A 13,496-nucleotide genomic window follows, 5' to 3' on the forward strand; every position below is an offset into this window, starting at 1 on the left:
CTGCACCCGGGAGGGTGTGGGAGAGTAGGTCACCGCCGGACAACCATTAGAAAAAACGGTCGAGAGCCCCAACCAGCCATGGTTGGGGCTCTCCCACTTTAACAACCACTCAACAACCACTCTCTCACTTATTGCCGGCCACCACCCGATCCTCTCTCAGTTCCCACCGTGCCGGACCGCACGCTCTCTCAGCTTCTTGCGCGATTCTCAAACCGCAGATCTTGCCGGTCTAAACCAGAACCTACGCTCAGTCAGTGCGCACTGACGCCGTCGCCGTGCCGCCGCGGCTCGAGTCTGCGCGGACCATGGTGACCTGCCGTGACGGTCCGGGCTTGGTTGTCCAGGTCCAGTTGCCGAGGGAATTGATCGAGGCCGTGCCGATCCGGGTGGCTGTCCTGCCCGGCGTGATGTCGTAGAGCACAACATTCGCCGAGGTTGCCGTCCCCGAGTACCGTGACGTCCCGGCAAAGGCGATGTCCTTGTTCAGCCGGTGCCTGGCGGTGGTGATCGTGACAACGTCCTTTTGATCAGCCGGCTGGGTAGTTACGGGCGCTGCTGTTTCTGTGGCCGCCGAGGAACCGCTCGGCTGGGTGGGCTGCGCCGTCTGGGTTGGCGTGGCCTCCGCCGTCACGGTCGCTTCGGAGGTTGGCGTTTCCTCTTCGTCCGCCGCTGCTTCACCCGGCACCGGCACGACTTCGCCGATCGGGTGGGGCTTCACGGCTTCGATCGGATCATTGGGGTCGGGGTCGTTGGGGTTGTAGCCGACGCTGAACTGGCCCATCATGTCGTGGTCTTCGTGGGGCAGGTTGTGGCAGTGGATCATGTACCGGCCCCGGTGGGGCCCGAACTGCATGAGCAGGCGCACGGTCTCGCCCTCACCCACATAGACGGTGTCCTTGGGCCCCTGTTCGTAGGGGAAGGGCGGCCGGCCATTGCGGCTCAGGACCTTGAAATCAACGAGGTGAATGTGCAGGGGGTGGAACCAGCCGCCCGAGCTGTTCTCGAACTCCCAGATCTCTACGTCGTTCAGGTCTGGATCCGCCAGGACCTTCTTGTACCCGCTCTTCACGACCTCGTCCCACGTCATGCCGCCGATGGTCCAGATGTCTCCATCCCGCTTCAGGCGCATGCGGCGCGTCTTGACGGACTGCGACGGGGTGAGGTCCATGGTTGGGCTGCCGGTAAGCAGGGTCGGCATCACCTTCGCGGCCGGGCCTGAGGTGTCCACCGGATCCGCGGTGACGTCGAACGCCATGATCCTGCCCGTGTAGTCATAGTCGACGTTGTTCTTGTTCGACAGGTTGCGCAGCTCAACACGCTTGCCCACCGGGTACTTGGAGAAGTCGATCAGGATCTCGTAGCGCTCCGCGCCGGAATGCCGCCAGGAGGAGACCTGCTGCGCGGCGGGCATCAGGCCGCCGTCGGTACCAACCATGGTGACCGGGTCCCCGGTGCTGAGCTGGAACCGGTAGGAGCGGGAGATCGAGGCATTGAGGATACGGAAGCGGTAGATGCGGCGCTGCACCTTCATGACAGGCCACGGCGCACCGTTGACCAGGATGATGTCGCCCCAGAGGCCTGAGTGGCTGTTGTCGTTGTAGCCCAGGGATCCGTTCCTGGCGAACATGGCGTCCGAGATGGTCAGCGGCACGTCGAACTTGCCCTGCGGCAGCAAGTTCCGCTCAGCCTCGTCGTGCAGGTGGTACTGTCCTGCGAGTCCCGAATACACGCTTTGGGCGGTGTTGTGCACGGCGTGGTCGTGGTACCACAGGGTCCGGGCCGGCTGGAAGTTGGGGTACTCGTAGTCCTTGCACAGCCCCCGTCCGGTCAGGTCGTTGGCATAGCCGTCGTACTGCGGCAGCGACGCGGAACCGTGCAGGTGGGTGGAAGTGTCCAGACGGTAGCCCCACTGGGGGTGGAAGAGCGGCAGGATGTTGTCCATCTCCAGCGTGATCCGCTCACCCTGGTTCACCTTGATGGTGGGCCCGGGAACCAGTCCGTTGTAACCAAGGAGCGGTGTGCTCAGTCCGGGAAGGATGTTGCCCATGCATGCGGTCTGCTCGATCTGGTACAGGTGCGTCTTTTTACCGTCGGCCCCGACGGTGGTGCTCTTGGGCGCCAGCACCGGCGGGATCGGCAGGGTCCGCTGATACAGCTTCGGCATGTTCCGGGCGTCCAGCTGGCTGGCCGATTTGGCATCAACTGATGAGAGGGGCACGGCCAGCCCCAAAGCCCCAATAACGCCAACTCCGCCAATCTGCAGTGCCTGACGGCGTGAAACTGACATGGCTTCCTCCCATATAACGCCAATTGTCCAAATGCTTTAGATAAAGATTGGATGGTTTACCCTGCAAAAACCTTGCGCGCTTCAAGGCCGTATCAGAGAGTCGTATCTCGCTTGTAAACCCTGGGGGGACTCATTTGGACCGGAGTCCGCTTCGGCAACTTCAATGAGCGCGGAAGCCGAAGCCGCAGACAGTTTCCCGGTCTGCCCTGGTCCCTCGCCCTCCTCAAGGGGTGCCGGCTTGATGCGCGCCCGAAGAAGCATTATGGCTGCAACCAGGGCCAGGGTGGCTGCGGCCAGAGCCCACATGCCGATGCCGGCCGGCTCCGCATTACCCAAGGAAAGATCGACGGCGGGATCAACGGTTATCTGCCACGGTTCCCTCCTGGCGTCCGGCAGCTGGTCAGGCTGCTGGGCCAGCGCCCAGCCGTGAAAGCCGTAAAGCAACGCAGCGCCGCAGAGCGCCAACATCCTTGTCGTCATCGTGGAGGGTGAAGGGCCCCCGAATGGGCGCCACAGCGATGCAGTGAACAGGCACCCGAATATCAGTGCAGGCACTGTCATTGCCGCATAGCCGAATTGAGTAGCGGATGAGTACTGCAGCAGCGGTGTGTAGTAAAAAACAGCCAGCGTCGCAGCAAGGCCCACGGCCGCCGCAATAGGATCTGCCATGGCGGTCTGGGCCGAGCGGACCGCCCCGCCGATCACCTCCGCGCCTCCGACGGTTCCGTCGCGCCGCCAGGGGACCGTTAGTTCCGCCAAGGTCAGCGGCGAAGCCGGCACCAGGAAGAGCGGAACCACCGCAGTAAGGATCATCTGAGTCAGCACGTGCGCGCTGATGTGGTACTCCTGCGCGACGTGCAGGCCTCCGTTCGTAACGATAAACAGCAGTCCAATGCCGACGTGCCACAGTACGGTCCGATAGGCAGGCCATGATCCGCCCTGCAAGCGCAGCCTGTGCAGGCCCGCGAGGTACAGAAAGGCGGCCATTCCGCAGACAAGGCTCCACAGCGGGTCCAGTTTCCAGCCAGCGGCTGCCTCAATGAGTGAAGGGATTTGTCCCGCTTCTTCAAGCGGGCCCGTTTCTGCGACGGTCGGGGGCGGCGTGCGGGCAAGCGCCGCAGCGAGTCCGGAGGCAACTCCCATGACGGCCAGTTCTGTCACTGCCAGCGTGGCAAATGTCCGGCCGCCCCCGTTTGGGTCCCGCTCCAGCCTGGCCAGGATTGAGCGCCGGTGGAGCACTCCAAAGATCCCCAGCACAGCGAACGCAGTGCTTTTCGCTGCGATGATCGTTCCGTAGGGAGTAACGACGGCGGCCAGCGAACCCAAGCCGGCCCAGCCGGCAAGAAGACCTGAAACGGCCAAGGCGGCAAACGAAACCAGTGCGAGCGTGGAATAGCGCCGCACAACAGTCGGGAGCATCGCTGCGTCCAGAGACCTGCGGAGCGCGACAAGGGCCAGCAGGCCGCCGAGCCATGTTGCGGCCGCGGCCATGTGCATCACAACGGACAGCGTGCTGTCGGGGTGGCCGCCGCCGCTGGCGGCATGCGAATTTAATGCCAGCGGAACCAGCCCTGCTGCGGAGAGCAGGATCGCCAGCACAACCCCCCGCTGGCTTTTCAAGGTGGAACCGCGGGTAATGGTAGAACGGGGCTCGGCGGCCGAACGGTTCACGGCAAAACACAGGAGAGCCACCACCGCGGCCACCAGGACGGTCAGCGCTCCCCGCCGCCCGGCGTCGACATCTGTCAGGAAGCTCATGAAGGCAGCGCCGGATCCCTCGGAAAACAGGGCGATGTTGGCCAGGGAGTGGAAGGTCAGGAAGGTCATGCTGGCCCCAGCTAGAGCCCATAGGGCCGCCGACACCCCGGCGAACCTCAGCGCCCCCGAGAACGCTTTTCCTTGCGGCGGCAAAGCAAAGAGCGCGAGCACGAGGGACCCGAGGGAACAGGCAGCTGCGATATTGAACATCAACTTCGCTGTGGGCAAACCCCACACGACAGCGGAACCCGTCTGGGACAGTGCGCCGGCCTCGGTTGCGGCCTGTGGGTAAAAGGCGATGACAAGGGCCACAAGGCCGCATACCAGGACAACTGCTCCTGCCGCGACTGCCCGCACGGTCGACTGCTTCATAGATCCCCCTCGGCGTGTCTCTGCGGCTCAGTCTCGCCAGACATCCTTGGGGATTTCCTGTGGCGCAAAGGGGGTGCATGCGTCCGGATCACCACGGTTGCGGCTGGCTAATGGTGCGGCGTGACGCACTGAGGGCGGGCTGTGACGATACACACGCCTACCCCCGAAAGGGGCCCCGAGGTTCGGAAGTGCACGCCCTCTCGCCTAGAATTGCAGGAGATATGCGGGCGCCAGACAGCACCAGGTGGCGTGGCGCAGGACAACAAAACACGGATACGAGCGGCTGCGCATCGCGCCAGTGGTCGGCTCACTACAGGAGGAATCCACCATGGCTGAGCACGACGGCGGCAAGCGCCACGAACACGATCGCGGCAACTCGGGCAGCAACCGCGCGCGGGGCGGTCCTTTTAGGGGGGCCAACAACTCAGGGGGCGAGCCCAGGGGCTTCCGTGCCCGGGACGGGCGCGGCGCCGATGGCCCTAGCCGTTCTTCCGGCAGCGGTGAGCGTAAGCCTTTTGGTGATCGTCCGCGTCGTGAGGGCGAAGGTGACCGCCGTAGCTATGGTGAGCGAAAGCCGTATGGTGATCGTCCGCGCCGCGAAGGCGAGGGTGAGCGCCGCGGTTTTGGTGGCGGTGAGCGTAAGCCGTTTGGTGACCGCGATCGTAAACCCTTTGGTGATCGTCCGCGTGGCGACGGCGAGGGTGAGCGCCGCGGTTTTGGTGGCGGCGAGCGTAAGCCTTTTAGTGACCGTGATCGCAAGCCATTTGGTGACCGTCCGCCTCGCGACGGCGAGGGCGAGCGTCGCAGCTTTGGTGGCGGGGAGCGTAAGCCTTTTGGTGACCGTGATCGTAAGCCGTTTGGTGATCGTCCGCGTCGCGACGGCGAGGGTGAGCGCCGGAGCTTTGGTGACCGTGATCGTAAGCCGTTTGGTGATCGTCCGCGTCGCGACGGCGAGGGTGAGCGCCGGAGCTTTGGTGACCGTGATCGCAAGCCGTTTGGCGACCGCCCTCGTCGCGAAGGCGACGGTGAGCGCCGCAGCTTTGGTGGCGGCGAGCGTAAGCCGTTCGGTGACCGTCCGCGTCGCGACGGCGAGGGTGACCGCCGCAGCTTTGGCGGCGGCGGGAACCGCAAGCCCTTCGGCGACCGGCAGGAGCGGGCTCCGCGCAGCTTCGACCGGGGCGACTCCGGACCGCGCCAGTTCGGCCAGGGCAGGGAAGAAGGCCGTCCGGTCCGCGTCCCGAACGCAGCGGACCTCCGCAGCGCCAACCGGCCGGACCGTGAACGTTCCCCTGAAATTGACGAGGACGTGACCGGCAAGGAGCTGGACCGCGCCACACAGCACCAAATCAAAACCCTCGAAGCCAAGAGCGCCGAATGGGTGGCCCGCCACCTCGTCATGGCCGGCCGTCTCCTCGACGAAGAGCCTGAGCTGGCCTTCCAGCACGCCTTGGCCGCCAGCCGCCGCGGCGGACGCCTCGCAGCAGTCCGCGAAGCAGTAGGCCTCACCGCCTACGCCGCCGGACACTACGGCGAAGCCCTGCGGGAGTTCCGTACCTACCGCCGGATCAGCGGCTCCAACGTGCACCTGCCCGTCATGGCCGACTGCGAACGCGGCCTCGGCCGGCCGGACCGCGCCCTGGATGTTGCCCGCTCAGAGGAGGCACAGGACCTCGACGCCCCCGGCAAAGTGGAACTGGCTATTGTCGCCTCCGGCGCGCGTGCTGACCTGGGCCAGAAGGATGCTGCAGTAGCTGAGCTTGAGATCCCGCAGCTGGACATCAACCGCGCCTTCTCCTACAGCCCGCGTCTGTTCCGCGCCTACGCCGACGCCCTGACTGCTGTCGGACGTACTGCCGAGGCCGAGAAGTGGCAGCGTCAGGCCGTCGTGGCCGAGGAGGCCCTGGGCATGGGCGTCGAAGAGGAACCGGAAATCATCGACCTCGGCTGGGACGAGGAAGAGGAAGCCCGCGAGGCTGCTGAACGCAAGCGGCTGATCGCCGAGGCCGCAGCAGATGCCGCGCCGCAGGCTGACCGCACTTCGCCCGCCCAGCAGGCCGCAGAAATGAGCCCGGAAGCCGGTGCCGGGGAGACGGCGGAGGGCAGCGCGTCCCTGGAGGACAACCTGGACGACGTCGAAGCAGACCACTTCACGTCCGACGACGCCGAGTCCGATGCGGACTCCGCAGAAGCCGAAGACGACGCAGAAGCGGTGCCCGACGCAGAAGCGGTGCACGACGAGCAAACGGTGCAGGACGAAGAAACAGGGCAGGATGACCGCAGGCACGAAGGATCCGAGGACTAGGCGCGCATGGCTGATTCGCATCTGATCTCCCGCTTCGACGCACTGCTCTCCGACCTCGATGGGGTGGTGTACGCCGGTCCCCACGCGATCCCCGGCGCAGTGGACGCGCTGCAGCGGCTCGAGGACATCGGCGTCGGGCTTGGTTACGTGACCAACAACGCCTCCCGGACACCCGCGCAGGTGGCGGCTCATCTTCGCGAGCTGGGAGCGCCGGCGGAGGACCACCAGGTGGTGAGCTCGTCGCAGGCGGCAGCGGAGTTGCTCGCCTCACTCCTGCCGGCAGGCGCCGCCGTCATGATTACCGGCAGCCCTGCCCTGGCTCACGAGATCGAACTGGTGGGACTGAAGCCCGTGCACAGTGCCGCGGAACACCCGGTAGCAGTGGTGCAGGGTTTCAACCCCGAGATCGGGTGGAAGGACCTGGCTGAGGCCGCCTATGTCGTAGCCGGCGGCGCCCTGTGGGTGGCGACCAATACCGACATGTCCATCCCGCAGGCCCGGGGGATGGCGCCGGGGAACGGCACCCTCGTGGGCGCAGTGGCTGCCGCGACGCGCCAGTATCCCCGCGTGGCGGGCAAGCCCGAAGCCCCGCTGTTCCACGCTGCCGCCAAGCGCCTCGCAGCCGAGCGCCCGCTCGTGGTGGGTGACCGCCTGGACACCGACATTCTCGGCGGCAACCGCGCCGGCTTTGCCACCGTGGCGGTGCTGACCGGCGTCGATACGCGGGAAACGATCCTCGCGGCACGCAGTGAAGAACGCCCCGACTTTCTCATTGCAGACCTGACGGGGCTGTACCAGCCGTACCCGGCAGTGGAGCACGACGGCGGGACGTTCCGTTGCGGTGGCGCTTTCGCCGCCGTGGAGGGAGAAACCGTCCGGATCAGTGGCGGCCAGGACAACCTGGATTCCTGGCGGGCGGCCTGCGCCGCCTGGTGGAACGCGCGGCCGCAGTCCCCGGAAGCCACGGCTCCACTGCTCGAATGGCTCGATCACTAGAATCAATAGACTGGTGCCATGACAGAGCCGAATTCTGACGCCCGGCAGGAGGCCGCCCCGCAGATTGCCTGGCCGGACCTGCCCCTGGAGGCGGATGAAGCGCCGGACCATACTGTCCAGGCAATCCTCGAGACCGTGCGGCAGATTCCGGAACTTCCGGTATCCGGCCACCCTGCCGCGTACGCGGAGATGCACGACAGCCTGCTGGCAGCGCTTAACGAGGACACGTCGGCCGGGACCGGCGCGTGACCAGACTCGACCAGGCGCTCGTCACCCGGGGACTGGCGCGGTCCCGCACGCATGCGGCCAGGCTCATTGCGGAGGGCAAAGTCTCCTCGGCCGGCGACGTCCTCGCGAAGGCGTCGCTGCAGATCGCCGAAGACCGCGAGCTCGTCGTGGCCGAGGATTCCACGGACACCTATGTCAGCCGGGCCGGCCATAAGCTGGCGGGCGCCCTTGACGCGTTTCCCGAGGTAACGGTCAGGGGCAAGCGGTGCCTTGACGCCGGAGCATCCACCGGGGGTTTCACCGATGTCCTGCTGCGGCGGGGCGCCGCGCACGTGGTGGCGGCCGACGTCGGGCACGGACAGCTGGTGCCGCAGCTCAGGAGCGATCCGCGCGTGAGCGTCCATGAAGGGCTGAATGTCCGTTACATGGAACCGGACCACATCGGGGGACCGGCTGACCTGACGGTGGCCGATCTGTCCTTCATTTCGCTGACCCTGGTCGTGGCGCCGTTGGCGTCCTGCACGCGTCCCGGCGGCGACCTAGTGCTCATGGTCAAGCCCCAGTTTGAGATCGGCAGGGAACGGCTGGGACGCACGGGTGTGGTCACGTCGGAGCGCGAACGCCGCATGGCGGTGGCTAAAGTGGCGGGGGCAGCCAGTGATGCAGGCCTCGAACTCTGCGGACTGGCTGCCAGCCCGTTGCCCGGGCAGGACGGAAATGTCGAGTATTTCCTGTGGATAAAACGAAGAACTGACCGAGACTTGCCTAAGATCGAAGAGCGGGACGCAGCTGTGGCTGTGTTGCTTGGAAATATCTGGCCGAACCACTAGAGAGCGGAACCCGATGAGCAGGCGTGTACTGGTACTTGCCCACACCGGCCGCGAAGAATCCCTGAAGGCTGCCTGGGAGGCATGTGCCCAGCTGCACGCATCCGGCATCATCCCCGTGATGCAGCAGTCCGAGCTGGAGGACATGGAGGGTTTCTTCGGCCGGATGGAGCAGCCCGTGGAGGTCCTGCACGACCACGTCCAGCTGCCCGACGTCGAACTCGTCATGGTGCTTGGCGGCGACGGCACCATTCTCCGGGCGGCCGAACTGGTCAGGGAGGTGGACGTTCCCCTTCTTGGAGTCAACCTGGGGCACGTGGGGTTCCTCGCCGAAAGCGAGCGGGCAGACCTCGCCCAGACTGTCGACTGGATCGCCAGCCGCGAATACTCGGTGGAAGAACGCATGACCATCGACGTCCAGGTCTGGGTCCGCGGCCAGAAAATCTGGCATACCTGGGCCCTCAATGAGGCCGCAATCGAAAAGGGCAACCGTGAGCGGATGCTCGAGGTGGTCACCGAAGTGGATGAGCGCCCCCTGAGCTCGTTCGGTTGCGACGGCGTCGTGCTCGCCACGCCTACGGGATCGACGGCCTACGCCTTCTCGGCCGGAGGCCCGGTGGTATGGCCCGAGGTGGAGGCCCTCGTGATTGTCCCCATCAGTGCGCACGCGCTGTTCGCGAAGCCGCTGGTGGTTTCCCCGCGCTCCAGGCTGGCCGTGGAAGTGCTGAGCAGGACGGATGCCCAGGGCGTGCTGTGGTGCGACGGCCGCCGTTCCGTGGATCTGCCGCCCGGCGCCCGTGTGGAAGTCACCCGGTCCGTCACCCCTGTCCGCCTGGCCCGCACGCACCAGACGCCGTTCTCCGCCCGGCTGGTCCGCAAGTTCCAGCTGCCCATCCACGGCTGGCGCGGCCCCGTGCCGCAGTCCGAAGTCGTCCACACCGGCCCGATACCCATCGTCCGCACCCCGCGGCCCATGGCCCCGCTGCACCCGCCGCAACCAGGCGACCTGCCGCCCATCCCGCAGCCGTATGCCGAACCTGCCGAAGATTCCGAGCCTCCAACCGGAAAGTGATCCATGCTTGAAGAACTGAGAATCCGCGATCTGGGTGTCATCACCGACGCAACATTGCCCTTGGGACCCGGGCTTAGTGTGGTGACCGGCGAGACCGGCGCCGGCAAGACCATGGTGGTTACCGCCGTCGGGCTGCTGCTGGGCGCCCGGTCAGACGCCGGCGCTGTCCGCAGCGGGGCCAAGAGCGCCTCGGCGGAGGCCGTCCTCAGGCTCGGCGCCGGACATGCAGCCGTGGAGCGCGCCCGTAATGCCGGGGCGGAAATCGAGGAGTTCGACGGCGGCGCGGAACTGCTGCTGTCACGCCGCCTGGGAGCGGACGGACGCAGCCGTGCGTTCCTCGGCGGCCGAGCCGCCCCGGTGGGGGTACTGGCCGAAATCGGCGAATCCCTTGTGGTGGTGCACGGCCAGTCGGACCAGATCCGGCTCAAGAGCGCCACGGCTCAGCGCGAGGCCCTGGACAAGTTTGCCGGGGAAACCCTGGCCCCCGTCCTGGGCGGATACCAGGAGCTGTATGCCACCTGGAAGGCCAGCCAGACCGAACTGGACACGCTCCGGAGCGCGGCGCGGGACCGCCTCCGTGAGGCGGAGTCACTGGAAATCTCCCTGGCCGAGATCGACGCCGTGGACCCGCAGCCGGGGGAGGACGAGGCCCTCAAGGCTGAGTCAGTGAAGCTCGCCAACGTTGAGGAGCTCCGCATCGCCGCCACCACCGCCCATCAGGCCCTCATCGCTGAGGACTTCGGCGAGGCCGGAGACGCCACCACGCTTGTGGACACTGCCAAACGGACGCTCGAACATGTGGCCGAGCATGACGAGGAACTTGGCTCCGCCGCCGCCCGCCTCGCCGAGGTGGGGTTCCTGCTCAACGACATCGCCACGGAGCTCGCCAGCTACCAGGCAGGACTGGATTCGGAAGGCCCGGAGAGGCTGGCCGAGATCGAGGAACGCCGGGCCGCCCTGGCGAAGCTGGTCCGCAAGTATGCGCCCAGCATCGACGAGGTTCTTGAGTGGGCCGAAAAAGCCCGTGTCCGCTTTGATGAGCTGCAGGACGATTCCACCCGGATCGAAACCCTGGAAGCCGACGTGGCCAAGGCCGAAGCCGAGCTCACGAAGCAGGCCGCGGCCATCAGCAAGATCCGGGCAAAAGCCGCGAAAAACCTCTCGGCACGGGTCAGCGCCGAGCTTAAAGCCCTCGCCATGGCCGACGCCACCCTGGTCATCAACCTCGACGCCGCCGGCCAGCTCGGACCCCACGGTGCCGATGAGATCGCATTCCTGCTGCAGCCGCACTCGGGTGCGCCCGCCCGGCCGCTGGGCAAGGGAGCGTCCGGCGGTGAGCTTTCCCGCGTCATGCTCGCCATTGAAGTGGTGCTGGCGGCCGTTGACCCGGTGCCCACGTTCGTTTTCGACGAGGTGGACGCTGGCGTGGGCGGCCGGGCCGCCGTCGAGATCGGCCGCCGGCTGGCGATGCTGGCCCGCCACGTCCAGGTGCTCGTGGTCACCCACCTGCCGCAGGTCGCTGCCTTCGCGGACCAGCACATCCGGGTGACCAAAACCTCGGTCCGGGGCTCCGACGGCGCCACCGCCACCGGATTCACCTCCAGCGACGTCCAGCTGCTGGACGAGCCGGAGCGGGTCCGGGAGCTGGCGCGGATGCTCGCGGGCCAGGAGGACTCCGAGACCGCGCAGGCCCACGCACAGGAACTGCTCGAAGACGCCCGGCTGCTGCCGCAGCAGGCATGACCGCCTCTGCTCTTGCTTGGAGCCTGCTGACACGGAAAACTGAAGCCTTTGGGGGCGCATACCCGATCCGTGGAAGGCTCAATTGATGATAGGCTCGAATTCCGTGGTGCAGCGATCAAATTCCCGTGTAAATTCCCGGTTCCCGGGCTCGTCCAAGACGACCAAACACATCTTCGTCACCGGCGGTGTGGCGTCCTCGCTCGGTAAGGGACTGACGGCTTCCAGCCTCGGCCACCTGCTGCGGGCACGCGGTTTGTCTGTAACTATGCAGAAGCTCGATCCCTACTTGAACGTGGATCCGGGCACGATGAACCCCTTCCAGCACGGTGAGGTCTTCGTCACGGACGACGGCGCGGAGACCGACCTCGACATCGGACACTACGAGCGCTTCCTCGACGAGAACCTCGAGGGCTCGGCCAACGTGACCACCGGCCAGGTCTACTCCACCGTGATCGCCAAGGAACGCCGCGGCGAGTACCTCGGAGACACCGTCCAGGTCATTCCGCACATCACCGACGAGATCAAGCGCAGGATGCGTCTTCCCGCCGAGGGCAAGAACGCGCCGGACGTCATCATCACCGAGATCGGCGGCACCGTAGGCGACATCGAATCGCAGCCCTTCCTTGAGTCTGCCCGCCAGGTCCGCCAGGACGTCGGCCGCAACAACGTCTTCTTCCTGCATGTTTCCCTGGTGCCGTACATCGGACCCTCGCAGGAACTCAAAACCAAGCCCACGCAGCACTCCGTGGCAGCCCTGCGCTCCATCGGCATCCAGCCGGAAGCGATTGTGATCCGTTCGGACCGTGAAGTTCCCGAGGCAATGCGGGAAAAGATCGGCCGCATGTGCGACGTCGATATCGACGCCGTGGTCAATGCCGCCGACGCCCCGAGCATCTACGACATCCCCAAGACGCTGCACACGCAGGGCCTGGACTCCTACATCGTCCGGGCGCTTGACCTGCCGTTCAAGGACGTTGACTGGACAAGCTGGGACAAGCTCCTCGAAGCCGTCCACAACCCCAAGCACGAGGTCGAAATCGCCCTCGTGGGCAAGTACATCGACCTCCCGGATGCCTACCTCTCCGTGACGGAGGCCCTGCGCGCCGGCGGCTTCGCCAACGACGCCAAGGTCAAGATCCGCTGGGTGCCGTCCGATGAGTGCGAAACGCACGAAGGCGCCGCCAGGTCGCTGGACGCCGTAGACGCCATCTGCGTGCCGGGCGGTTTCGGCATCCGCGGCCTCGAAGGCAAGCTGGGCGCCCTGAAGTACGCCCGCGAAAGCCGCCTGCCGGTCCTGGGCCTGTGCCTTGGCCTGCAGTGCATGGTCATCGAGTACGCGCGCAACGTGGTGGGCCTCGAAGGTGCCTCCTCCAGCGAATTCGAGCCCGACTCGAAGTACCCGGTCATCGCCACGATGGAAGAGCAGCTGGAATTCGTCGAGGGCCGCGGCGACCTGGGCGGCACTATGCGCCTGGGCCTGTACGAGGCCAAGCTGGACGAGGGCTCGGTCATCGCCGAGACCTACGGCACCACCACCGTCAGCGAACGCCACCGCCATCGGTACGAGGTGAACAACAAGTACCGTGACCAGATTGCCGCCCAGGGCCTCGTGTTCTCCGGCACGTCGCCGGACGGCAAGCTCGTTGAGTACGTGGAACTGCCCCGCGAGGTACACCCGTACTACGTGGCCACGCAGGCCCACCCGGAACTCAGCTCGCGTCCGACGCGTCCGCACCCGCTCTTCGCCGGGCTGGTCAAGGCCGCGCTGGACCACCAGAGTGGCAGCGGGGACAGGAACGGGGCCGCCCCGGTGGCCGGCTCCGCTGCGCAGGAGGAACCAGCGGCTGATGCTGCCTCCGAGGCGACGGCCAGCTAAACAACTGCAGAGTAGACCTGAGCACCAATGACGGA

Annotated in this window: 10 protein-coding genes; 7 read left to right on the top strand and 3 right to left on the bottom strand. The window is 66.1% G+C overall.

The features are described from left to right. Nucleotides 1-247: 247 nt before the first annotated feature. From ACIP9X_RS15650 to ACIP9X_RS15660, 3 genes are all read right to left on the bottom strand, one after another. Nucleotides 248-2,287: a multicopper oxidase domain-containing protein gene (locus ACIP9X_RS15650; protein WP_400480670.1), complete on the bottom strand. Its 2,040-nt coding sequence runs from the start codon at nucleotides 2,285-2,287 to the stop codon at nucleotides 248-250. Nucleotides 2,288-2,368: 81 nt separating this feature from the next. Then, nucleotides 2,369-4,417 (bottom strand): cytochrome c oxidase assembly protein, encoded by a 2,049-nt coding sequence (locus tag ACIP9X_RS15655; RefSeq protein WP_400480671.1) that lies wholly within the window; start codon nucleotides 4,415-4,417, stop codon nucleotides 2,369-2,371. Nucleotides 4,418-4,841: 424 nt separating this feature from the next. Beyond that, the gene (locus ACIP9X_RS15660) at nucleotides 4,842-5,759 is read right to left on the bottom strand and encodes a hypothetical protein (RefSeq protein WP_400480672.1); all 918 of its coding nucleotides are present in this window, start codon (nucleotides 5,757-5,759) and stop codon (nucleotides 4,842-4,844) included. Between ACIP9X_RS15660 and ACIP9X_RS15665 the strand changes: the two genes are divergently transcribed. The 7 genes from ACIP9X_RS15665 (at nucleotide 5,724) to ACIP9X_RS15695 (ending at nucleotide 13,461) form a co-directional block, all read left to right on the top strand. After that, nucleotides 5,724-6,719 (top strand): hypothetical protein, encoded by a 996-nt coding sequence (locus ACIP9X_RS15665; protein WP_400480673.1) that lies wholly within the window; start codon nucleotides 5,724-5,726, stop codon nucleotides 6,717-6,719. The genes ACIP9X_RS15660 and ACIP9X_RS15665 overlap by 36 nt on opposite strands. A 6-nt stretch (nucleotides 6,720-6,725) precedes the next feature. Further along, nucleotides 6,726-7,715, top strand: coding sequence for an HAD-IIA family hydrolase (locus tag ACIP9X_RS15670; protein ID WP_400480674.1), 990 nt, complete (start codon nucleotides 6,726-6,728; stop codon nucleotides 7,713-7,715). An 18-nt stretch (nucleotides 7,716-7,733) separates the two neighbouring features. Further along, complete coding sequence (locus ACIP9X_RS15675) at nucleotides 7,734-7,964, top strand: hypothetical protein (protein ID WP_400480675.1); 231 nt, start codon at nucleotides 7,734-7,736, stop codon at nucleotides 7,962-7,964. Next, on the top strand, nucleotides 7,961-8,773 hold the full coding sequence (locus ACIP9X_RS15680) for a TlyA family RNA methyltransferase (protein WP_400480676.1): 813 nt from the start codon (nucleotides 7,961-7,963) through the stop codon (nucleotides 8,771-8,773). The genes ACIP9X_RS15675 and ACIP9X_RS15680 overlap by 4 nt, the downstream gene beginning before the upstream one ends. A 13-nt stretch (nucleotides 8,774-8,786) precedes the next feature. Next, the gene (locus ACIP9X_RS15685) at nucleotides 8,787-9,842 is read left to right on the top strand and encodes an NAD kinase (RefSeq protein ID WP_400480677.1); all 1,056 of its coding nucleotides are present in this window, start codon (nucleotides 8,787-8,789) and stop codon (nucleotides 9,840-9,842) included. Between the two features lie 3 nt (nucleotides 9,843-9,845). Further along, nucleotides 9,846-11,585 (top strand): DNA repair protein RecN, encoded by a 1,740-nt coding sequence (recN, locus tag ACIP9X_RS15690; RefSeq protein WP_400480678.1) that lies wholly within the window; start codon nucleotides 9,846-9,848, stop codon nucleotides 11,583-11,585. Nucleotides 11,586-11,670: 85 nt separating this feature from the next. Then, nucleotides 11,671-13,461 (top strand): CTP synthase, encoded by a 1,791-nt coding sequence (locus ACIP9X_RS15695; RefSeq protein WP_400480679.1) that lies wholly within the window; start codon nucleotides 11,671-11,673, stop codon nucleotides 13,459-13,461. Nucleotides 13,462-13,496: the final 35 nt, after the last annotated feature.

Source organism: Arthrobacter sp. NPDC093125 (assembly GCF_044754225.1).
Classification (GTDB): Bacteria; Actinomycetota; Actinomycetes; order Actinomycetales; family Micrococcaceae; genus Arthrobacter.